Source organism: Microbulbifer variabilis, assembly GCF_020524905.1.
Classification (GTDB): domain Bacteria; phylum Pseudomonadota; class Gammaproteobacteria; order Pseudomonadales; family Cellvibrionaceae; genus Microbulbifer; species Microbulbifer variabilis_A.
On the sequence record NZ_JAIVKI010000005.1, the window covers coordinates 40,771 to 65,031 of the forward strand.

The following is a 24,261-nucleotide window of genomic DNA, read 5'->3' on the forward strand; positions in this document are numbered from 1 at the left end:
AAACAACTGTGCGCAAAACTAAGGACGCTTATTCTGGGATACTTATTTCAAAATTTGTTATTGAGAATGTTTCTGATGGCCGCCTCTATAAATAAAACAGCCTCAGAGTAAGTATCAAGCACCCCAAAAGGGCGCACACAAACTATTTCTTACTTTTATTCGGTATCCAGAGGCGCAAAGCCTTTAATCAAATCATCCACGGCTTTCATCTGTGCGAGGAATGGCTCAAGCTTGTCCAGGGGCAATGCACTGGGGCCATCGCACAGGGCTTTATCTGGGTTTGGATGTGCTTCCAGGAACAAGCCAGCAATGCCAATAGCCAGGCCTGCACGGCCCAGTTCGGTAACCTGGGCGCGACGACCACCAGAGGCTGCACCGGAAGGATCACGCATTTGCAAAGAGTGCGTCACATCAAAAATCAGTGGTGCACCGCCGGAAGCATTGATCATGGTGCTAAAACCCAGCATATCGACGACCAGATTGTCGTAGCCAAAACAGGCTCCACGCTCGCACAGGATAATGTTTTCGTTACCGCATTCCGCAAATTTCTCCACCACATTTTTTACCTGGGGTGGGCTCATGAACTGCGGTTTTTTCACATTGATTACCGCACCGGTAGCGGCCATAGCTGCAACCAGGTCGGTCTGGCGAGCAAGAAAGGCTGGCAGCTGGATAATATCCACGACCTCAGCTACAGGCGCAGCTTGATAGATCTCATGAACATCGGTAATCAAAGGAACGTTAAAAGTGTCTTTGATTTCCTGGAAAATCTTCAGGCCCTCTTCCATTCCCGGTCCACGATAGGAGTGAACGGAAGAACGATTGGCCTTATCAAAAGACGCTTTAAAAATATAGGGAATACCCAGCTTTTCAGTGACTTTTACATAGTGCTCAGCCACCTGCATCGCCAGGTCGCGGGACTCCAGTACATTCATGCCACCAAACAATACAAAAGGCTTGTCGTTGGCAACCTGGATATTTCCGACTTCAATGGTTTTCATTGTCTGCTCCCTGTCATCTCCCCCCAACCACTTGGGTTAGGGGGAAACTACTGTTTAACCCTGGTTTTCACGCTGCTTCATTGCAGCCGCAACAAAACTTTCGAACAGCGGGTGGCCGTCACGCGGGGTAGAGGTAAACTCCGGGTGGAACTGACAGGCAACGAACCAGGGGTGGTTCGGCAACTCAACCATTTCAACCAGAGTATCATCGGCAGACCAGCCACCAATTTTCAAACCGGCCTGCTGCAGACGATCAACATAGTTGTTATTCACTTCATAACGGTGACGGTGACGCTCAACAATGACATCCGCGCCGTAAATTTCACGGGCCTTAGAGTCCTTCGCCAGACGACACTCCTGGCCACCCAGGCGCATGGTACCGCCGAGGTCAGACTGTTCGTCACGCTTCTCGATATTGCCTTCGCTATCAATCCACTCGGTGATCAGGCCGATCACCGGGTGCGGCGTTTTAGTATTGAATTCAGTACTGTTGGCCCCTTCGAGGCCGAGCACGTTGCGCGCATACTCGATAACCACCGACTGCAGACCGAGGCAGATACCCAGGAAAGGAATATTGTTTTCACGGGCATAGCGCACGGATTCCAACTTACCTTCCAGGCCGCGCTCACCAAAACCACCGGGCACCAGAATTGCATCGGCCTCTTTGATCAGGTCAATACCATTCTCACCTTCAACGTCTTCCGCGTTGATAAAGTCGATATCCACTTTACAGCGGTGTTTGATGCCCGCATGGGTCAGGGACTCAATCAGGGACTTATAAGCATCCAGCAGCTCCATGTATTTGCCAACCATGGCAATTTTCACTTCGTGCTGAGGATTCAACTTGCCATCAACCACTTCGTCCCACTCGGACAGGTCTGGTGTCTGGCAGTCCAGCTGCAACTTTTCCACAACGATATCGTCAAGGCCATAGCCGTGCAGCAGACGCGGTACGCCATAGATTGTCTTGGCATCGGGCAGCGGTACTACAGCGCGCTCTTCAACATTGGTAAACAATGCGATCTTGCGGCGGGAATCTTCGTCGATCTCGCGCTCGGAGCGACACAACAGGATATCCGGTTGCAGGCCGATAGAACGCAGCTCTTTTACGGAGTGCTGGGTTGGCTTGGTCTTGGTTTCACCAGCAGTAGCGATAAACGGCACATAGCTCAAGTGAATTAGCAGAGCACGATTGATGCCCATTTCCACACGCAGCTGACGCACGGACTCCAGGAATGGTTGGGACTCGATATCACCTACGGTGCCACCGATTTCAACAATAGCCACATCGACATCGCGGCCGCCTTCTACCACACGACGCTTGATCTCGTCAGTGATATGGGGAATCACCTGTACGGTGCCACCCAGGTAGTCACCACGGCGCTCTTTGCGCAGTACGGTCTCGTACACACGGCCGGTGGTAAAGTTATTACGCTTGGACATCCGCGTACGGATAAAGCGTTCATAGTGACCCAGGTCCAGGTCAGTCTCGGCACCATCCTCGGTGACATACACCTCACCGTGCTGGAAGGGGCTCATGGTACCCGGGTCTACGTTGATGTAGGGGTCCAGTTTGAGGATGGTAACCTTGAGGCCACGGGCCTCCAGAATGGCGGCCAGAGAGGCGGAGGCGATACCTTTCCCCAACGAGGAAACCACGCCACCAGTTACAAAAATATAGCGCGTCATGCAAAACCTTGGTCAGTTGAGCGCTCGATGAATGTCGAGCTTACAGGGCTGGCCCGGGCGGATAATCCAGCTTCTCCCGGTGCCTTTGAGACGGGGCGCCAGGGTAGCAGAAAACCCCTTCCCGCTCAATCGAAAAACCGCCAGCTGGGCGGTTTCAGCAAAGGCGCTCCTGGCACAGTTGAGCCCACCTTACAGCAGAACAACCCGGCGACAGCTACCAGCTCCCCATTCCGATACACCAGGGGTACCCTGTCTCGCAGCCAGGGTTCCAGTGCCCACTCCTGCAAAACCTTCTTGAGCGTCTGGGAACGTGACCGATTGCAAGGCTGAGTACGCTCACCACCCCGGCGGTACCCGACTTGATATGCTCCCTGGGGCCAGTCTGGCGCCGGTTCCAGCACGCCGCCTCTAGGGAGAGGTAGTACTGACACACCATCCCAAAGGAGTTCTTCATCGGTGCTGGCAAAGGATTCCAGAATGGGGGTCAGGTATAAACGCTGCTGAAAGCAGCGTACAACGCGTCGACTCAAGCGCACTTCCACTTGCGCATCGGCACTCGCCCTCTCAATCTGCGCCAACGCTTCTTGTAAAGCCACGGATTCCGGCGCCATACCAGCTTGTCGCAAAACCCAGCTCCGCAATAGATTTTTGCGTCGTGCAAGACTCAAATCGTTAAATGCCGAAATAAGGAGGCTCTCCCCAAACCTTTCTTTCCTGATATCACAGGCCTGCAAGTCTCCAAGTGCCAACTCCTCCAGTAGTAACGCTGACTCTCTGAGATTATCCGCAGCCCGCTGAATACTCTGCCGCGCCGGCCAACGTGCGGATAACAGAGGCATGACCTGTCGGCGTAAATAGTTGCGCTCAAAGGCCTCATCAGCATTACTCTCATCCTCAATCCAGCTGAGCCCGTATTCAAGGGCCCAAGCCTCCAACTCGCTGCGCCCGACTGACAACAAAGGGCGGAGCAAGGATTTACCCTCACCCAACGGCCGACTCTCCGCCATACCCGAAAGCCCGAGCACACCCGCTCCTCGCATTAGCCTATATAGAAAGGTTTCCGCCTGATCATCCCCATGGTGGCCGAGCAAAATTTGATCACCTGGGGACATCACCGAATCAAAAGCCTTGTAGCGCGCCTCGCGCGCCCCCTGCTCCACCCCTCCATCGCTTCTATCAACTTGCACACGCACCGCACTGAAAGGCACCTGGAGTTCGCCGGCAAAGGCTTCACAATGGCGAAGCCAGCGGTCGGCATTATTGCTGAGGCCGTGGTGTACATGCACTGCCCTAACAGGAATACCATTCTGACTAAGGAGATGTAGTAGAACAGTTGAATCCAAACCACCAGAAAACCCTACCCACAACTGCCCCTTTGCCGGGTGACGCTGCATCGCGGACTTTATAAGTTGCGGAAGAGAATTTGCTGCAGATTTGGAGATCACTGCTTATACCCTGGAACTGAGATCGACACAGTATACCGATGCAGGGAACTAGCGTTGATGGACTTTTAAGCGGGAAGCAGAATATTGAAGAGCTGCGGCTTGCCAGCAAGCTATCAGATAGGTTCTTGATAGGCACCTGCGCAATGACTCACCACGGGTACAACACTTTCGATGCTGGAGTTTTAACCTCTAAGCTTGAGTGTTTAAGAGATGCGGCCCAGGCCACAATGCTGACTGGCCTGGGCGCTTTATTAATAAAAGTAGCTAGGAATTAGCCCTCACAGCGAATATCGGCAGACACTGCCGCATCGGGCACCAATCGCACATTGGCTACGGCTATCGCTGCGGCACCCTCACTCTCCAAGCGGAACGCACTGGAAACCCTGCTAAAGTCGGCACCAGCTTTGGCAAAGCATTGCAGGTCTACCGAGAGACGAGTCCAATCATTCAGCGGCATGGTTTTCAGGGCGGACTGCAGCGGCACCCTGGCAATACAGCCCTCTCCACAGGTCACTGCAGCTTGTAACGGTTCTCGCAGCTCCTGATCAACGCGAATATTCAGGCTCAGGGCTGAGCCCTCCTCCAAATAAACACCCAAGTTCTGCATATACTCCGCAGACAACTGCACGGCACCGGGGCGCAAGCCCTTCCACTCGATCAAACGCGCATCTTCCTGAGAGGACATATCAATCGAAGTTACAACGATATTGTTATCCTCACCACTGGCCGCACGGTTGCCATACACTGGAACCACCTCGGCTCCATCCTCGACAATATTCATCACCCAGGGAGCCCGGGGACGAGAAACCAATAGCCAGGCATCTTCCAGTCCACCCACAGCCATATTTTCACTGGTCTCCGGCAAATCGTTGCTGACCAGTGACTCCTCACTCGCGCTCAAGCCGTAACCCAAGGCAAATAGGGGATCGTAGTGCTCGTGGTATGGGTTCAAAACCGTTTGGTTGGTGTACATCGGCCAGCTAAAGGGCAACTTACCAGTGAAGTCGTAGCGAATCTTCCCTTTGGCATCTCGGAATAACACATCGGCCACGCCGGCGCCCTCAGAGCCCGGTAGCCAAGCAGCCACGAAAGCATCCGAAGCATTCAGTTCACTATTCACCCAGAGCGGGCGACCGGATAAGAACACACTGACAACCGGAATGCCCTGATCGCGTAATTTCTTCAACAGTGCCAGATCTTTCTTGTTGCCCCGCTGATACTCAAGGTTGGTGATATCCCCATGCCATTCCGCATAGGGTGCCTCACCATAAATGGCAATAGCCACTTGGGGTGCCTTGCCATTGGCAAAGCTGGCATCGTTAAAGCTTCCATCCTCACTCAGTATGGCATCACCACCCGCTCCCTTTACCGCTGCGGCGATGCCTTCAAAGATGGAAGTGGCACCAGGAAAATCTTCACGGCTATTACCGGTGCCCTGCCAAGATATTGTCCAACCGCCACTTTGCTTGGAGAGGTTGTCGGCCCCATCGCCGACGACTAGAACATTCTGCTTCGCGGCCAGCGGCAATAATTGATCATTGTTTTTCATTAACACCAAAGACTTGCGCACGGCTTCTCTGGCGATAGCGCGGTGCTCTGCATTACCGAGAATACCAGCCTTACCCGCCAGAGGCATATTGCGCTCGAACAGACCCGCGCGAAGCTTCACTCGTAGTATGCGGCGCACCGCATCATCCAAACGCTCAGCTGGGATTTCACCGCTCTTCGCCTGCGCCAAGGTATTGCTGTAGAGGGCTTTCCAATCCGCAGGCACCATAAACATATCCAGGCCGGCATTGATTGCCGCCGCACAACTCTCCACAGTGCATCCGGGCACGAAACTGTGTCCATTCCAGTCCCCTACAACAAAGCCGTCGAAGCCGAGACGCTTTTTCAGAACATCAGTCAGCAGATATTTATGGCCGTGCAGTTTCTCACCATTCCAACTATTAAAAGAAGCCATTACCGTTTGCACACCAGCAGGCAAAGCGGTCAGGTAACCAGCCGCATGCACTTCTGCCAGTTCCTTTTCAGGCACAGCGTTATCCCCGCGGTCGATTCCACGTGTCGTTCCACCATCACCGACAAAATGCTTAGCCGTGGCCACCAGGTTTTCCCCACGCAGGAAACCTGTGTCATTCTTGGCCCCCTGTAATCCTTTCACCATGGCTTCCGCGTAGTCAGCCACTACAGCAGGATCTTCAGAATAACTTTCGTAAGTACGCCCCCAGCGATCATCTCTCACTACCGCCACAGTGGGCGCAAAGGTCCAGTCGATGCCAGTAACCGCGACCTCGCGGGCGGTCGCGCGGCCAATACGCTCAATCAGCTCGGCATCCCTCGCCGCCCCGAGGCCAATATTGTGGGGGAAAAGGGTTGCCCCAATAACGTTATTGTGACCGTGAACTGCATCGGAGCCCCAAATCAGGGGAATAGCAACACCTCCATCGGAGGTGTCCATGGAAGCCTTGAAGAAGGCATCGGAAAGTGCGAGCCAATCACGAGGCGTCGCAAACTTATCGTTGTTTGGAAAGGCACCCCCACCGTTTAGCACTGAGCCCAGATGGTATTTCTTAACATCTTCGGGCGTGACATGACGGATCTCCGCCTGAATCATTTGCCCCACTTTTTCTTCCAGAGACATGCGCGACATGATCTTGGTAATACGCGCTTCCAGCTTTTCACTGCGCGCAAATGCGGGCTCGAGTAGTGGCCAGTTTTCCAGGCTACCGCCACTGTTTATCTGGGAGTTATCTTCTTTTGCCGGAACTTCTTCCCCCTGCGGCTGACAGCCAACAAGTGCCGAGACACAGAGCATTAAGCCCAGTGAAAATCGTTTTTTAAATTTCACGGATAACTCCCAAAGTTTTCCCACGCTTATCCTTCTGCCCTACCAATTCCATAGCTACCAGAATGAGTAACACAGATATTATTATTTCAGTGTAAATCCCAAACTCCAGTCACAGCCAATAAGGCCTCAATTGGATTTCAGATATTCCACGCAACGGTATCAACGGAGCAAAGTGCAATACTTGCCGAGGAGCGCCAATAGAAATCCGATGGATTGGGCCAAATCACAGACAAGGCGGAAAACATTTTCTAGCCGGACTACTAAAAAAAATAGCCTGGTGCAAAGTTTCAACTGCCTTTGCCCACTACTCCATCGCAGCACCACGCAGAGTCGGAGAAAAAGCACCGTAATAAGCGATATAGCAGTAGCACAGCAGTGGTACTAAAAAAGAAATCTGAATACCCGCTTCATCGGCGAGCACTCCTTGTAGCAGTGGAATAATCGCACCGCCAACAATCGCCATGCACAGGACACCGCTGCCCTGACTGGTGTACTGGCCCAGACCTCGCAGGGCCAGGCTGAATATGGTAGGAAACATAATGGAGTTGCAAACCCCCACAGCGACAATCGACCATACAGCCAGATAACCAGAGGAGAGCATCGCCACCCCGATAAGCACTACGGAACCCAGCGAACACACTGCCAGTGTTTTTCCCGCAGAGACATAGCGCAGCAGCAGAGCCCCGGCAAAGCGGCCTACCATAGCGCCACCCCAGTAGTAGGAAACATACTTTGCTGCTTCAAATAACTGCATTTCAGCAACAGAGGATTCACTAAAAAAGCTAACCAGGAAACTTCCTATTGCCACTTCAGCGCCCACGTAGGCGAAAATACCAATCGCCCCCAGTGTCAACCTGGGAAAGCGCCAGATGGAAAAAGTCTCACTGCGGGATGGGCTTGTACTGCAAGATGGATCTGTACTGTGTGAAAGGCGGTGTTCGGGGATCGCCGGCAGTCGAATCCAGGAGAAAAAAGCCACCATCATCAACAGCACTACCGCTAACCAGAAATAGGGCTTTTCCACCAGGGCCGCCTCCCTGGCACGAAATTCAGCAACATTAGTTGCCGTATCGGGATCGGCCCCCATTGAAATCGCGGCAAAAAAAACGGCACCACCGGCAACCGGCGCCAAGGTGGTTCCCAGAGAATTAAATGCCTGAGTCAGATTTAAACGACTTGGAGCCGTTTGGGCACTGCCCAGAGCAATAACGTAAGGGTTTGCCGATACCTGCAATACTGTAATACCGGAAGCCAGTACGAAAAGCCCCAATAGAAACACTTCATAGATTTGCAGGCGTGCCGCAGGAATAAAAACCAGGCAACCAGCGCAAGCCACTAATAATCCAAAGACCAACCCCAACTGGTAGCCAACTCTACGCAACAGCAACCCAGCTGGAACAGAAACCAGAAAATAGGCCGCAAAAAAGTAAAACTGTACCAGGACAGCGCGGGTATAACTCAGCTCAAAAACATTTTTAAGATGTGGCACCAGAACATCATTCAACCCGGTGATGAAACCCCACAGAAGAAAAAGAGAAGTCAACGCCGCAAGATTTAAATACCCTGGAGAGCGCCCCTCTTGAGCTTGGGCACCCGAATCACAAACAGCCATATCGTTCGAGTGTAGACTCGACTCGGGCAACATCTGGCGCATTGGAAACCGATCCCCAAATTTCAAACTCGTTTCTCGGCGATTATACTGTTCTTCCTAAACGCTTTTGAGTCGCCAGTGGAAAATTAAGGACAAAATGTGCAAATTTTTAAAGCCCTTAATAAAAAACACTTTCACTCAATGAAAGTTGTCATATGGGTCCAGATTGCCGAAAGTAACTTGACTAATCACCCCGAAAAACGACAAAAAGGACCAAATAAGGGCTAAGTTGGAATCCCGGCGTACAGGCCCACTAGCGGGCACCTGTAAGCCAAGGTAATATCTTCCGGATAATAATGAACGCGATGATGAGCGTCTATCCCGTCATTTTCACAAAATTAAATATACGGGACATCATGCAGTACTCTACCCGTCAATACTGGAATGCAACTGCGGAAATTCCTTCGACCCGCTGGTTTTGGAAATTACAGTTGGTCAGCTGGATTGGAATTTTGTTGGTGACATTCCTCTCCCTGACCCTCTGGCATTCACCCACTGAGTGGCCGCGCTTCGAGCCGGCAAATACTATTTTCCAGTGTGCTGTGGCTTTTGTTCTCTCGGTATTCCTGAGACCCATTTTTGATATCGCCTGGGACTCTGAACTGGCCGTTCGCACAGTTATTTATCTACTCGCTGTTGCAGTAATTTCCGGCATCTGGACCCTGGTGCGCATGGAGGCCTATATCCGCCTGAGCGGGGAACACTCCATCTGGTCTGAATTCGGCGGCTGGTATTATGCCTCCCTCTTTGTCTTTCTCTTCTGGAGTGCACTCTATTGCGGGGTTAAATACCACATACTGCTTCAAAGTGAACACAAGAAGATGCTTGAGGTAGCTGCGGTCAACGAGCGTGAGCAGCTGCGCAGACTCCAGGCAGAGGCCATCGCCAATGAAGCCCAGCTTAAAATGCTGCGTTATCAGCTCAACCCTCATTTTTTGTTTAATACGCTGAATTCCATCAATGCCCTGATTCGCTTTCAACAGGCCGACGAAGCCCGCGAAATGGTGATACGCCTCAGCGATTTTTTACGCCTCTCCCTTAAGGAGAGCCCCATGCAAAAAGTAGAGCTCGAACGGGAAGTTGAAGCGGTGTTACTTTATCTGGATATTGAGAAAACCCGTTTTGCTGACCGCTTGGCCGTTGACCTCAGTATCGATGAGGAGGCCCGGCATGCACTAGTGCCCAGCATGTTGCTGCAACCACTGGTTGAGAATTCAGTTAAATATGCCATCGCTCCCAATGAACTGGGCGGCACCATTGGAATCCATGCGAAGAGTAGTGGCCAACGCCTGTTATTGGAAGTACAAGACTCGGGCTGCCCAGAAGATTGCGCCGGCGAGAGAAATTTTCAGGCCAACTCCACCGGTGTTGGCCTAAAGAATGTAAGGGAGCGCCTCTCCAGCCTCTACCCGCAAAATTACCATATAGAACAACAGGAAAAGCCCGATTGTGGCATGTCGATACGAATTGATATCCCGCTGGAAATATCCACGCACCCCACCAATAAAACACAGGGAGAAGCCCGATGAACAAACTCACTGTCGTGCTGGTGGACGACGAACCCCTAGCCCTGCGCTTGCTGCAAAGCATGTTTGAGGAATTCCCGGATATAGAAATTACCGCCTGCTGCCGCAATGGGCGTGAAGCGTTGCAAGCCGTATCCGAATACAGTCCAGACCTGCTGGTTCTGGATGTGCAAATGCCTGGTATGAATGGCTTTGATGTGGTCAGTCGTCTACAGGCCGATACCATGCCATTGGTAATATTCGCCACCGCTTTCGACGAGTATGCCCTGAAAGCTTTTGAGGTTCACGCTGTCGATTATGTTTTAAAGCCCTTAGATATCGCTCGCCTAGAAACCGCCATTGATCGCGCACGCCAGCGTTTGCAATTGGCACTTGTCAGCAAAAAGGATATCCACCAGGAAGAAAAAAATCGACTGCTGCGCTCTATTGAAGAATTGAGTACAGCCAAGGAACAAGCCTCTGAGACTCCCAGTCCAGCGATCAACAATCGCCTGGCGATTAAAGATCGCGGCTGTATTACCATGGTCAATCAGCAGGATATCGAATGGATTGATGCCGCCGGTGACTATATGTGCGTGCATGTAAAAGGGGAAACCCATGTTATGCGCAGCACCATTAAAGACTTACAGAAGCAGCTCTGCCCGGATAATTTTAAGCGTATACACCGCTCGACACTGGTGAATCTCAACTATATAGAACACATCAAAGTGCTTACCAAGGGCGAGTACTTTCTCACCTTAACTAGCGGCGCTAAAGTCAAAGTCAGCCGCAACTATCGCCTACCGATCAAGGAATTTCTCGAAGCCAACCGGCGTATAGCTTCCGAAGTTTCCTGAAAAAATTACCAGACTTCCTATTCAATACTGCAGGGATTTGCAATTCACTTATAAAACATCCAAACAAAGAAATATCAGGCCATCGCCATCCAGTTAATACAAAGTATCCTTTTCTTTAGGAGCAAAAAAAGCCGGTATAAAAATACCGGCTAAACGAGCTCAGAAGAGAAGAAATAATTAAGCGCGCTTGTCTGGGCGGTGACCAATGGCACCGTAATAAAGAATATAGAGGTAGCAGAAAATAGGCAGCACAAATGCCAACTGGATACCCACTTGATCTGCCAACAATCCCTGTAGTAACGGCACGATAGCACCACCGACTATAGCCAGGCATAAAATACCAGAACCTTGACTGGCCACCTTGCCAAGTTTCGCAAGAGCCAAACTGAAAATTGTTGGAAACATAATGGAGTTACACAGGCCCACCGCCAAAACGGCATACATTGCCAGGTAGCCAGTACCCGCTACGGTGATAAGTAAAAGTAGACAGGAGCCCAGAGAACAAATTGCCAGTACTTTTCCCGCGGAAATAAAGCGCATAATCAGGGCACCGGCAAAGCGACCAACCATGGCCCCACCCCAATAGAGAGAGATATAAAAGGCCGCCTCGGATTCTTCAAGACCGGCAATGGCGTCTTCGCCAATAAAATTCACCAGGAAACTGCCAATAGAAACTTCCGCACCGACATAGACAAAAATCGCTACCGCCCCTAAAACCAGATGACGATAACCCCAGGCCGAAGCCTCCCCTACCGCTGCCGATGTCAGAGAAGTATTGCTGACAATAGTTGGCAGATTCAGAAACGCAAAAACCAGGGCTAGTATGGCTAGGGTAGCCGCCAGAATTAGGTAGGGCACCTCAATCACCGAGGCACTGGCAGCGCCAACGGCAACTCCCGCAGCCGGAAGAATAAGCAAAGCGCCAAATTGTGGGGCTACAGTGGTACCGAGAGAGTTAAATCCCTGGGTTAATGTCAGGCGGCTAGGCGCCGTGCGCTCATCCCCCAAAGCGGCGACATAGGGGTTGGCCGATACCTGCAAAATAGTAATACCGGAAGCGAGAATAAACAGAGCCCCAAGGAATAATCCATAGACCTCCATACGCTCCGCGGGAATAAATAACAAGCAACCCAGTACCGCAATAGTGAGGCCAGTAACGATACCTTTTTGATAACCGATTTTACTCACCAGGCTGCCCGCCGGCAGGGAAACTAAAAAATAGGCTCCAAAGAAGCAGAATTGCACCAGCATTGCCTGGGCATAGTTCAGCTCAAAAATGCCCTTAAGATAAGGAATCAGGATATCGTTCAAACACGTTATAAATCCCCACATAAAAAAAAGCGAGGTCAAAGCTAGCAGTGCAAATTTTTGCCCCGCCTGATCACCAGTTTGCAACTGACCAGCATCCGTTGCCGTATTACTTTGCAAAATTGCCATATTTATTTTCCAGAAACTTCTGCCGTGGCGCTACCGTAAATGGCAAGCCAACATCTAAACACTTGTTATTCTTTTTACTTTCTACCATGGGGGCATTGAGGCTTTGCAGCGGTTTTCGATAAAGGGGGTCAAAAATGGGGGAAATAGGCCCGACGCAAAGTGCCACAGGCGTGGTTTTGCGGGGAGGCGAATAAATAACTGAAGGCGAATGGCCAGTCTAATACAAGGGGAAATCTTCAAACAGAGAGCTTGAATCGGATAAAGAGGGAAGATTCTGAGGAGCGAGAAAAGGGACAGCTCCGTGGTCAGGAGCTGTCCCTTCGAGAATATTAAGAAACGATATTGCCGTAGCTCATCAGGCGTTGGTAGCGTTTTTCCAGCAGCTCATCGATAGGGATAGCACTCAGCTGCTCCAGTTGCGCACTGAGGCGCTCCTTCAGGCTCGCGGCCATAGCATCCGGATCGCGATGGGCACCGCCGAGTGGTTCTGGTATGGTTTCATCCACAATACCCAACTCCTCCAATACACTGGAAGTCACCCCCATCGCCTCGGCTGCCAGCGGGGCCTTCTCTACGGTTTTCCAGATAATATTGGCGCAGCCCTCCGGGGAAATCACAAAGTAAGTGGAGTACTGCAGCATATTGAGTTGATCGCCAACACCGATCGCCAGGGCACCACCGGAGGAACCCTCTCCGATCACGGTGCAAATAATCGGCGTACGTAAGCGAGACATTACCGCCAGGTTCTGGGCAATAGCCTCACTGATACCACGCTCTTCACTATCAATTCCGGGATAGGCTCCCGGAGTATCGATCAACGTCAGCACCGGCATTTTGAAGCGCTCCGCCATCTCCATAATACGCAGAGCCTTTCGGTAGCCCTCAGGCTTGGGCATACCGAAGTTACGAGCGACTTTTTCGTTAACCGTGCGCCCCTTCTCTTCGCCGATCACCGCCACCGGCTTGCCATTTAAGCGGGCGATGCCGGCAATAATCGCTTTGTCATCACCGAAATGACGATCGCCGTGCAGCTCGTCCCAATCGGTGAACAAGCGTTCGATATAGTCCTTGGAGTAAGGGCGCTGCGGGTGCCTGGCCACCTGGACTACCTGCCAGGGGCTCAGGTCTGAGTAGATAGACTCGGTCAGAGTTCTGCTCTTATCCCGCAGCCGGGTCACTTCATCGGCGATATTCAGCTCATTGTCGTCCCCGACCAGCTGCAACTCTTTAATTTTGCTTTCCAGCTCTGCAATCGGCTGCTCAAACTCGAGAAAGTTGAAATTCATGAAATCTGCGCCTTAACTCTTTTCCATGCCACTGGGCAATCACAACGACATAGCTTAACTGTACAGAACCGACCAGTCGAGCCTAGTGGACTTTAACGCCGTTCGGCGTATTGAAGCGCCACCCGCTCCCGGCCCAGCAGCTCCCGCAGGGACTGGACCATCTGGTCATTCGGCTCCACATTCCACTGTGAAGGCAGGCGGTAGAGCCCTCGCGCATTGTGGCGCAACACCTCCAGGCTAACCCCGCACTGTCCGCCGGTATAGGGTTGTAAACACGAGGCTAGACGCTTGGCTAGCCCAGGTGCCACAACACCAGTATCGATTTGCAGCCGCACACCGGTCACCCGGCTCTGGCGCAGCTCATCCAGGGTGGAGACCCCATTCACGGTCATTTTCAGACCGCCACTGTAATCGTCATTGGCTACCGGGCCTTCGAGAACCAGCAGGGCATCCTTGGCCAGCTTATCGCGGTGTTCGCCAAATGCCTCGCTGAACATGGCCGCCTCAATGCGGCCGCTGCGATCATCCAGGGTAACAATAGCCATGGAATCGCCGCGCTTGGTCTTCATCACCCGCATGGCAACCACCAGACCCGCCACTTTTTGCGCTTCACGGCCGGGTTTTAAGTCGGCGATTCGCGCCTTCACCAAGTGCTGCAACTCATTGGCATACTCGTCGATGGGGTGTCCGGTGAGGTACAGACCCAGGGTATTTTTCTCACCTTCCAAACGCTCGCGAATGCTCCAGCAGCGGGTACGACGGAAATCCTCGTACACATCGCCGTCGGAAGATTGGGGCACCACCTCGCCGAACAGGTCCATCATGCCGGCATTGGCATTGGCCTTTTGCTGTTCCGCCGCTTTCACCGCTTCATCCAGCGCGTTGAACAGCACCGCGCGGGAATAATCCAGTCCATCACTGCCGCCAGTATCCGGCCCGATACTGTCAAAAGCACCGGAGCGCACCAGCGCCTCTAACGCGCGCTTGTTCACCTTGCGCGGATCGACACGGGAGCAGAAGTCGAACAGGTCGGTAAAGGGGCCGCCTTCCTTCCGCGCCGCAATAATATTTTCAATCGGCCCCTCACCCAGGCCCTTGATGGCACCGAGACCGTAAATAATGCGGTTGTCGATATCCACCGAGAACTGGAAGCTGCCCAGATTGACATCAGGCGGCACCAACACCAGTTCCATGGCGCGACACTCTTCGATAAAGGTCACTACCTTATCGGTCTTATCCATATCCGAAGACATGGTCGCCGCCATAAACTGGGCCGGGTAATGGGCTTTCAGCCAGGCCGTCTGATAAGACACCAGCGCGTAAGCTGCCGAGTGAGACTTGTTAAAGCCATAACCCGCGAACTTCTCTACCAGGTCGAAGATCTTAATCGCAAGTTCGGGGTCGATGCCTTGCTCTTTTGCCCCGTTTTCAAAAGTGGCCCTCTGTTTGGCCATTTCCTCCGGTTTCTTTTTACCCATTGCCCGGCGCAACAGGTCTGCGCCACCGAGGGTATAACCCGCCAGCTCCTGGGCGATCTGCATCACCTGTTCCTGGTAGACGATCACCCCATAAGTGGGCTCCAGGATCGGTTTCAGTTTCTCGTGCTGGTATTTGGCATCCGGGTAGGCCACCTGGGCACGGCCGTGCTTCCGGTTAATAAAGTCATCCACCATGCCCGATTGAAGCGGGCCCGGGCGGAACAGGGCCACCAGGGCGATCATGTCTTCAAGGTTGTCCGGCTGCAGGCGCTTGATCAGGTCCTTCATACCGCGAGATTCCAGCTGGAATACCGCGGTGGTCTCCGCTCTTTTGAGCATCTTGAAGGTTTCTTCATCGTCCAGTGGCAGCGCGGCGATATCCAGAGGTTCCAACCCCTCGCGCGCTCGCGTCTCATCCACCATGCGCTTGGCCCAGTCGATGATGGTCAGTGTCCGCAGGCCAAGGAAGTCGAACTTCACCAGGCCGGCATCTTCCACATCGTTTTTGTCGAATTGGGTCACCAGGCCGGCGCCGGTTTCATCACAATAGAGCGGCGCAAAGTCGGTAAGCTTGGTGGGGGCGATAACCACACCACCGGCGTGTTTACCCACGTTACGGGAAACCCCTTCGAGCTGCAGCGCCATCTCCCAAATTTCCTGCCCCTCGTCATCACTTTCGAGGAACTCGCGCAGTATCTCTTCCTGGTCGTAAGCCTTCTGCAGGGTCATACCGACATCGGGGGGAATCATCTTCGACAGCTTATCGGCGAGGCCGTAGGACTTACCCTGTACCCGCGCCACATCGCGCACCACAGCCTTCGCGGCCATGGTGCCGAAAGTAATAATCTGGCTCACCGCCTGGCGGCCATAGTTATCCGCGACATAACCGATTACCCGGTCGCGCTTCTCCATGCAGAAGTCGATATCGAAGTCAGGCATCGATACCCGCTCCGGGTTGAGGAATCGCTCGAACAGCAGATCATATTGCAGCGGGTCCAGATCGGTAATATCCAGTGAGTAAGCCACTAGCGAGCCGGCACCGGAACCCCGCCCCGGCCCCACCGGGATATCGTGATCTTTGGCCCACTGGATAAAGTCCATTACGATCAGGAAGTAGCCGGGGAACCCCATCTGGATGATGATATCCAGCTCAAAGCGCAGGCGATCCTCATAGACCTTGCGACGCTCGGCATAGTCCGCAGCGGACTTGTCGAGGATGGTCGCAAGGCGCCGCTCCATGCCCTCGTATGAGACCTTCTCGAAGAACTGGTCTTCGGTCATACCTGCGGGAATTGGGTACTCTGGTAGGAAGTATTTGCCCAACTGGATTGGCGCGGAGCAGCGTTTTGCGATCTCCACGGTATTTTCCAGGGCTTCGGGGATATCGCCAAACAGCTCCCACATTTCTTCCGGTGTACGGAAATACTGCTCGGTGGAATAGCGGCGCTCGCGGCGGGGATCGTCGAGTGCACGGCCTTCGTGAATGCAGACACGTACCTCGTGGGCCTCGAACTCACTCTCTTCCATAAAGCGCACATCGTTAGTGGCCACCACTGGCAAATTCAGTGTCTGCGCCAGATCCACCGCCGCGTGCAAATAGTCCTCATCCCCGGCGCGACCGGTGCGCTGCAGCTCCAGGTAATAGCGACCGGGGAACAACTCCGCCCACTCCCTCGCTAGTTCCTCCGCCTGGGCGCGACGCCCCGCAACCAAGGCACGGCCTACATCGCCGTACTTGGCACCGGACAGCATCAGCACCCCTTCGCTGTACTCTTTGACCCATTCACGCTTGATATAGGCGTTGCCGTGGTATTGCCCCTCCATCCAGGCGCGGGAGATCAGCTCGGTGACATTCCGATAACCATCGGCATTCATCGCATAAAGCGTGATCAGCGTGGGCTTGCCCTCACCACCCTCGCTGAGCCAGAAATCCGCTGCGGTAATCGGCTTGATACCGGCGCCCAAACAGGCCCGGTAGAATTTGATCTGGCCGTAAAGGTTGCACTGATCGGTAATCGCCAGGGCCGGCATTTCCAGCTCCTGGGCACGGGCAATGGCAGGCTTGATACGTACCAGGCCATCGATCAGGGAAAATTCAGAGTGAATTCTTAAGTGGACAAAGGGATGGGTCATAGTCGCGTTTAGTTCCGGGCCCTGCGAGGCCCGGCCCCGACAAAGCGCTATCGATTGTTTACCAGATTCGGCCCATTTGCCGCGCGCGCTCAGTGCAGAGCTTTAACACTGCACGGCGCTCATCATTGTTCATAGAACCCCAGCGGCTGATTTCATTGCCACTGCGGAAACAGCCCTCGCACAGGTCCTGCTCATTCAGGGCACAGACAGAGATACAGGGGGATTTCACCGGGCGCTCTTTCGGCTGCACGGTTTTTACCGGTTGTTCAGACAACTTCTTCAAACCTCAAGATTTAGCCTCGAGAGACTCGAGCGGGACCAGCTCACTGGCAAAATATTTGCCGTTGGCCGCGTAGTGATCGCTGCTGGCTTTGAGCAGTTCATAGGTGGCGGGATCGAGAGTTTTGACCACCTTGCCGGGAGAGCCCAGCACCATAGAGTAATCGGGGATTTCTGTGCCCTCGGTCACCAGCGCATTGGCGCCAATGATACAGCACTTGCCGACCTTGGCCCGGTTTAGGATCACGGCATTGATACCAATCAGGCTGTAGTCGCCGATATCACAGCCGTGCAGCATCACTTTATGGCCTATGGTGACACCGGTGCCAATTGTTAATGGCGTCCCGGGATCGGCGTGCAGCACGGCGCCATCCTGCACATTCGTATTTTCACCGATAGTGATCTGCGCACAGTCACCGCGAACCACCGCGTTAAACCACACAGAGCTGTGGGCGAGCATGCGTACATCGCCAATCACATGGGCGCCGGGCGCAATATAGTGGCCCTCACCTTCCAGCTGTGGCTGTTTATCCCCCAATCTGTACAGCATTTGGCCTCCGGTTCGATCTGGTTACGAACCGCTTATTATCCTGCTCCGAAGGGGATGTGGCTAGCGCATAGCAACTGTGACCTAAAGCAACGCACCCTGAGCGATAAAATGAGCACCCTCAAGGGTAAGCAATCGAGCCTTTAGTGGCAGGCCGCCGGCATACCCTGTAAGACTGCCATTGGCCCCGATCACCCGGTGACAGGGAATCACCACCGCTATCGGATTGGCGCCGTTGGCCCGCGCCACTGCGCGAATCGCACGGGGCTGACCCAGCGACCGGGCCTGCTCGCTATAGCTGCGGGTTTCGCCGAAAGGAATTTTTAACAGTGCCTCCCAGACACGACGCTGAAACTCGGTCCCCTTAGGTGCCAGGGGAAGATCGAAGCTTTGACGCTGCCCGGCAATAAATTCGCGCAGTTGCTCTGCGGCCCTGTCGGCCAGTTCGGAAGCTCCCCTCTGCCAACCAACACCCACACGAAGCGGCCGCTCCGTATCAAAAAACTGCAAAGCGACGATCCCTTTACTATCCCCTTCACTACCCTCTTCGCAGGCTGCGATGGCGACCTCTCCCAACTCCGTGGTGTAACACTCGTAAACAATCATTTCTTATCTCCTGATTTCAGGGATTGCCATAACAACATGGCTCCATAAGCCCGCCAGGGCCGCCACTGTTCCGCCCGTGCCAGGGCCTGCTTGGGTTTTGCCTTTTCACCCTCACTGCCAAGCGCTTGCAGAATACCCAGATCCGAAGACGGAAAGGCATCCGGCATAGATAACCCACGCATGGCGATATATTGCGCGGTCCAATCGCCAATACCTGGCAGCGCAGTAACCTGCTCACACCAGGCTTCCAGGGATTGCTCGGTAAAATTCACCCGGCCATCCAGAGTTGCCGCAACAAACTCACGCAGGGTTTTGGCTCGGGTGCGCGTTAATCCCAAGCCGGCAAAATCCGCCCCGACCAGCTGTTGCGCCGTAGGAAATAAAAATCGCTCTTCGCCGGCAACATCCATAAATGACTCCCCATAGCGAGCCACCAAGCGCCCAGCGATAGTAGTTGCCGCCGCCACACTGATTTGCTGGCCGAGGATCGCCCGCAGTGCATATTCAAACGGGTCCCAGGCGCCGGGCAGGCGCAACCCAGGCTGTAGGGTTAGCTGCCTTTCCAGCAGCGGATCGGCATTTAATACCGTTTGGATTTCCTCAATATCCGCATCCAGATCAAATAGCCGGCGCAGGCGCTGATTGAGCAGGTAGAGTCCCGCCCCCCCTTCCTGGCCGGAGATCTCCACCATCAGGCGATTTCTCTCCGCGTCATTGGTTACCCGAATCGAACCGCGGCAGCCATCCAAGGCAATGCTGCGCGAATAGACTTCTCCATCCACCTGCTCCACGCCCTTCAGGGCACGCGCTCCCAAAAAGGACAACAGTTGAGGCCAGTCCAACGGTGGGCGGTAATCAAGATACAGGCGAACTTGAGTGGCAATTCCCGGTTTTAACTGATCACCACTCCCCTCTCTGCGCACTTCGGAAGGGGTGCGCTGATATATCTGCTTAAAAACGCCATTAAAACGACGCAGGCTATTAAAACCGGACTCGTAAGCAATTTCAGCGATAGGCAAGTGGGTATCGCGTAACAGGCGAAAAGCAAACAACGCCCGCTCAGTCTGCCACACCGCCAAGGGGCTCACACCCAGGTGCTCGGCAAATAAACGACGTAGATAGCGGCTGCTGACGCCGAGGCGCTCGGCCAATCGCTCCACCGATTGCGGCTCCCTTTCACTGCGCATTAACTTCAAGGCCCGCTGCACCGTGGTCGATACTAGACCCCATGCTGGGCTACCTGGCGCAGAATCCGGTCGGCAGCGAAGACAGGGCCTAAAACCCGCATTGGCTGCCTCGGCTGCAGTGGCATAATAGGTGACATTGCGCTCCAGGGGCGGTCGCGCAGGGCAGATGGGGCGGCAGAAGATTCCGGTCGTTTTCACCGCCGTGAAAAAACGCCCATCAAAGCGCCGATCGCGGGCAAGCCGCGCGCTGGAACAAATTGCCGCATCAATTTTCATATGCCCCTCCCGTATATGACTTCCAGTCTATTTGTACGCCGCACAATAAACTAGTCAAAAACGGAACTGGCCAAAAAAACCTCCGACCTAGTGGTCAAATCAAGAGTCCAACCTTCATTATTTTGGATAGATAAGATCAAGTAAATAGCGTTTATGGCCACACTAGCTGTAACTTTTTAGCCGATTTATTGGCGAAGCCGACTGCTCTCATCTTGACAATAAAAATAATTAAAGTCATTAATTCCTACCTGGTTGATAGTAATGGCGAAAATTCGCAGCGACATCCGGTCACCATTTCTTCTACAGCAGTGTCGGCCGTTTAATTTTTTCATTAACAAAAAATAAAACCCACAAAATAAACCGCCTTTATTTCCTCAAACATTACCTTTATCTAAAGAAAACACACATATTTACCCACATCGAAAATTCGGTGGTTTATCTATTCTGAAAAGAAATAAGTATCAGATATTTATCCCTCGGAATCTATCTAGCGGGAAGAACTCATAGGAAAGTGACGATTTGATTTTCACTTCTCTTTTCGCAAGGCATAAGCCTTCTCTTCCCCTGCAGATAACAAAAAAGTATTTGTCCCGGAGATTCTCAAAATGCCCAAAATATCGCTGATTGTATTTATTCTCTCGCTACTGCTATTGAGTGCCTGCGGTTCCGACAAAGGGAGAGGCAGGGCAGCCGAAGATTTACCCCCTGGCTCCAATGTCACAGACAGCGATAAGGACGGCATTCGAAACTCCGACGACAACTGTCCGAGCATCAGTAACGCCTCCCAGGAGGATCTGGACAGTGACGGCAGCGGCGACGCCTGTGACAGCGATGATGACAATGATAACCACCTGGACTCAGAGGATAACTGCCCACAAGTCGCCAACTCCGATCAAGCAGATAGTGATGGCGACGGCCTTGGCAATGCCTGTGATGAGGACCTCGATGGCGATGAAGTGGTAAATGAAGAGGATAACTGCCCGGCAGATGCGAACCATGAGCAGAGTGATATGGACAACGATGGTGTAGGCGATAGTTGCGACAATGACCGTGACGGCGACGACTACACCAATACCCTCGACAATTGTCCAAATGTCGCCAACCCAGATCAGGCTGATCAAGACAGTGATGGCATTGGAGATCTTTGCGATGCCGATAGCGATACTGATGACGATGGTCTGGACGATGGCGTAGACAACTGTCCGCAATTACCCAACGAAGATCAAGTGGATACTGACAACGATGGCGTTGGCAACGCCTGCGACAACGACGATGACGGTGATGGTATCGAAGACAACAGTGATAACTGCCCAAGCACTCCGAATCCCGCCCAGGAGGACCAGGACAACGATGGTCTAGGTAATGTGTGCGATCCGGACCGGGATAACGACGGTACTGAGAATGAAACCGATAACTGCCCCAACGTCTCTAACGCCGATCAAAATGACACTGACTCCGATGGTCAGGGCGACCTTTGCGACGCTGACGATGATGCAGATGGCATCTATGACCAGAGCGACAACTGCCCACTGGAAGCCAACGCTGACCAGACCGACACCGATGGCGATGGCCTCGGCGACCTCTGCGACTCGGATCGAGATGGCGATGGTGTAGACAACGAAGCGGACAACTGTCCACTTGAGCCAAATGCAGATCAGGTAGATAGCGACGGTGACAGTTTCGGTGATGCCTGTGATAACAACGCCGATATTGACGGAGATCTAATTCCTGACAGCGTCGACAACTGTGTAAACGTTGCCAACACCAGCCAATTCGACCGAGATGGTGATGGTATTGGTGACACCTGTGATAGTGATCTGGATGGCGACGGCAGTGACAACGAAGCAGATAACTGCCCGGCTATTCCCAATCGGAATCAGGCAAATAATGATAACGACCAGTACGGTGATATCTGTGATAGCGATGATGATAACGATGGCATCAACGACTTTATCGACAACTGTCGCTACGCCTCCAATGCCGACCAGAAAGACAGCGACGGAGACACCCTCGGCGATGCCTGTGACTCCGATCGGGATAATGACGGCATCGAGAATGCTAACGACAATTGTCCAAACACCTCCAACACCCTACAACAGGATCGGGATGGGGATGGCATAGGCGATGTTTGTGATACGAACACCGATAGTGACAATGACAGCTATGACGACGGTGTAGACAACTGCCCAACAGTAACTAACCCGGATCAGGCGGATCAGGATAAGGACGGCAGCGGAGATAGCTGTGATAACGACCGGGATGGAGACGGAACGGCTAATGGGCAAGATAACTGTCCCTTTGTACCCAACGATCAAACCGATAGCGACAGCGACGGCTCCGGTGACCATTGTGATAATGACCTCGACGGTGATGGTGTCGAGGACAACCTAGACAATTGCCCCTATGTGCCAAATTCAGGGCAGGAAGATGGTGATGATGATGGCAATGGGGACGCCTGTGATAGTGATGTCGATAACGACAGCTTCGATGACAGCGCAGATAACTGCCCGGCTATTTCCAACCCAACCCAAACCGATAGTGATGGAGACGGACTAGGCGATGCCTGCGACCCCGACGTTGATAACGACGGAGTGGAAAATGCCTTCGACAACTGTCCACAAAGCTGGAATCCAAATGGGGAAGACTCTGATCAGGACGGCATTGGCGATGCCTGTGACTTTGACACCCTCCTCTCCTGCACAACCTTCGAGGGGCTAGAAATAATGGATGGGGTCAGCACTGAATTGGAGCATGGTATCAATGCCCCCTGCGAAGGCTGTTCGGTAATCTCTTTGGGCAAGGTTAGCAACGGTATACTATCCGATGCCGCCAGAATGGAAGTAGCAAGGGGCGCTGGAGGAAGCACTTATATCCAGGTCAACCATGACGATGTAAAAACTGGGCGCTATATGGTCAGCTTCCTGGTGGAGAATACCAACTCCCTGCTGGATCTTATTTACCTGAATAGCATTACCATCAGTACCTACCTGGATGGAACAGCCACGGGTGAAAGTATCAGCGGCTACATGCTGGCACCCTTTAAGATCAATGGTGCTCGAAATCACCGCCTGTTATTGGCAAATACCCGGGCAGATTTTAATCAGGTGCGCCTGACTCTTAGAGGCCTGGAGCTTAGCAACAACAAGTTAGATGTCTATCTCACCTGTGCAGCACCAATAATCCAGCCGTAATTATTTTCTACTCAAACCAGAAAAGCCCCGATATTTCGGGGCTTTTTTATTAAAAGTGTTAATTAAAGCACTATTTTACCACGCATATAATCTACCGCCTGGCCGAAAAGAGCGACCTCATTATTGAAAACCTCACACGTCAACACACCACCTCTCTTTGACAGCTGCCTGGCACTGAGATGCGATTTCCCCAATACCTGACTCCAATAGGGGGCAAGCTCACAATGTGCAGAACCGGTTACTGGGTCCTCATTTACCCGCAGCTTGGGGTAAAAACAGCGGCTGACAAAGTCACAGTGATCCCCCGGTGCGGTAATGACGACGCCCCTTAAATCTAACTCGGCAAGCAGCATAAAATTCGGCTTGATACTCTTTAATTCAGCCTCGCTATTTAGCACAACGATATAGTCAAACGCAGCCAAAGTTTGTAGTGGTGAAACACCCAAAGCGTCGGGCAAACTGGAAGGACACTCAACCGGAGTGGGCACACTTGCAGGAAAACACATCTTATAGCCATCTTCACAAACTTCCACTTTTAACAGGCCACTACGAGTCTCAAAGTGGATGACAGGCCTTTTATAGGACAAATGCTTAAATAACACATGGGCCGTCGCCAGAGTGGCATGACCACAGAGATCCACTTCAGCTTCAGGAGTAAACCAACGCAGCCTGTAGCCATCACCCTCGGGTACAAAAAATGCTGTTTCAGATAAGTTATTTTCCTCAGCAATTCTTTGCATCTGTATATCTGGCAACCACTCTTCTAAAGGACAAACTGCTGCTGGGTTACCAGAAAACACTTCAGATGCAAAAGCATCCACCTGATAAAGATTAATCTCCAT

Annotated in this window: 16 protein-coding genes; 3 read left to right on the top strand and 13 right to left on the bottom strand. The window is 52.7% G+C overall.

What is annotated here, in order from left to right; genetic code table 11:
* Positions 1-155: 155 nt before the first annotated feature.
* From kdsA to LC073_RS08035, 5 genes are all read right to left on the bottom strand, one after another.
* Entirely contained in the window at positions 156-1,001 is an 846-nt protein-coding gene (gene kdsA, locus LC073_RS08015) for a 3-deoxy-8-phosphooctulonate synthase (protein WP_226645890.1), read from the bottom strand.
* A 54-nt stretch (positions 1,002-1,055) separates the two neighbouring features.
* A complete protein-coding gene (locus LC073_RS08020; RefSeq protein WP_226645891.1) occupies positions 1,056-2,690 on the bottom strand; it encodes a CTP synthase in 1,635 nt (544 codons plus the stop codon).
* Between the two features lie 125 nt (positions 2,691-2,815).
* Positions 2,816-4,135 carry a tRNA lysidine(34) synthetase TilS gene (gene tilS / locus LC073_RS08025; RefSeq protein ID WP_226645892.1) on the bottom strand — a complete coding sequence of 440 codons (1,320 nt, stop codon included), beginning with the start codon at positions 4,133-4,135 and terminating at the stop codon, positions 2,816-2,818.
* 271 nt (positions 4,136-4,406) lie between these two features.
* Complete coding sequence (locus LC073_RS08030) at positions 4,407-6,986, bottom strand: glycoside hydrolase family 3 protein (protein ID WP_226645894.1); 2,580 nt, start codon at positions 6,984-6,986, stop codon at positions 4,407-4,409.
* Between the two features lie 304 nt (positions 6,987-7,290).
* The gene (locus LC073_RS08035) at positions 7,291-8,640 is read right to left on the bottom strand and encodes a sugar MFS transporter (RefSeq protein ID WP_226645897.1); all 1,350 of its coding nucleotides are present in this window, start codon (positions 8,638-8,640) and stop codon (positions 7,291-7,293) included.
* A 353-nt stretch (positions 8,641-8,993) separates the two neighbouring features.
* On the opposite strand from LC073_RS08035, the gene LC073_RS08040 reads away from it, so the two are divergent.
* The gene (locus LC073_RS08040; RefSeq protein WP_226645899.1) at positions 8,994-10,166 is read left to right on the top strand and encodes a sensor histidine kinase; all 1,173 of its coding nucleotides are present in this window, start codon (positions 8,994-8,996) and stop codon (positions 10,164-10,166) included.
* Positions 10,163-10,999 (top strand): LytR/AlgR family response regulator transcription factor, encoded by an 837-nt coding sequence (locus LC073_RS08045; protein ID WP_226645901.1) that lies wholly within the window; start codon positions 10,163-10,165, stop codon positions 10,997-10,999. Before LC073_RS08040 ends, LC073_RS08045 begins: the two co-directional genes overlap by 4 nt.
* 177 nt (positions 11,000-11,176) lie before the next feature.
* Here the strand turns inward: LC073_RS08045 and LC073_RS08050 are convergent, their stop codons facing one another.
* From LC073_RS08050 to LC073_RS08080, 7 genes are all read right to left on the bottom strand, one after another.
* Complete coding sequence (locus LC073_RS08050; RefSeq protein ID WP_226645903.1) at positions 11,177-12,436, bottom strand: sugar MFS transporter; 1,260 nt, start codon at positions 12,434-12,436, stop codon at positions 11,177-11,179.
* 329 nt (positions 12,437-12,765) lie between these two features.
* Positions 12,766-13,722: an acetyl-CoA carboxylase carboxyltransferase subunit alpha gene (locus LC073_RS08055; protein WP_226645906.1), complete on the bottom strand. Its 957-nt coding sequence runs from the start codon at positions 13,720-13,722 to the stop codon at positions 12,766-12,768.
* Positions 13,723-13,814: 92 nt separating this feature from the next.
* Positions 13,815-17,333 (bottom strand): DNA polymerase III subunit alpha, encoded by a 3,519-nt coding sequence (dnaE, locus tag LC073_RS08060; RefSeq protein ID WP_226645908.1) that lies wholly within the window; start codon positions 17,331-17,333, stop codon positions 13,815-13,817.
* Between the two features lie 58 nt (positions 17,334-17,391).
* A complete protein-coding gene (locus LC073_RS08065; RefSeq protein WP_413231440.1) occupies positions 17,392-17,616 on the bottom strand; it encodes a DUF1289 domain-containing protein in 225 nt (74 codons plus the stop codon).
* A 3-nt stretch (positions 17,617-17,619) separates the two neighbouring features.
* Complete coding sequence (locus LC073_RS08070; RefSeq protein WP_226645910.1) at positions 17,620-18,162, bottom strand: gamma carbonic anhydrase family protein; 543 nt, start codon at positions 18,160-18,162, stop codon at positions 17,620-17,622.
* An 81-nt stretch (positions 18,163-18,243) separates the two neighbouring features.
* Positions 18,244-18,765 carry a methylated-DNA--[protein]-cysteine S-methyltransferase gene (locus tag LC073_RS08075; protein WP_226645912.1) on the bottom strand — a complete coding sequence of 174 codons (522 nt, stop codon included), beginning with the start codon at positions 18,763-18,765 and terminating at the stop codon, positions 18,244-18,246.
* Complete coding sequence (locus tag LC073_RS08080) at positions 18,762-20,228, bottom strand: DNA-3-methyladenine glycosylase 2 (protein ID WP_226645914.1); 1,467 nt, start codon at positions 20,226-20,228, stop codon at positions 18,762-18,764. The genes LC073_RS08075 and LC073_RS08080 overlap by 4 nt, the downstream gene beginning before the upstream one ends.
* Positions 20,229-20,833: 605 nt before the next feature.
* On the opposite strand from LC073_RS08080, the gene LC073_RS08085 reads away from it, so the two are divergent.
* A complete protein-coding gene (locus LC073_RS08085; protein ID WP_226645916.1) occupies positions 20,834-23,419 on the top strand; it encodes a thrombospondin type 3 repeat-containing protein in 2,586 nt (861 codons plus the stop codon).
* A 62-nt stretch (positions 23,420-23,481) separates the two neighbouring features.
* On the opposite strand, the gene LC073_RS08090 is transcribed toward LC073_RS08085, so the two are convergent.
* Positions 23,482-24,261 carry a PhzF family phenazine biosynthesis protein gene (locus LC073_RS08090; RefSeq protein ID WP_226645918.1) on the bottom strand — a complete coding sequence of 260 codons (780 nt, stop codon included), beginning with the start codon at positions 24,259-24,261 and terminating at the stop codon, positions 23,482-23,484.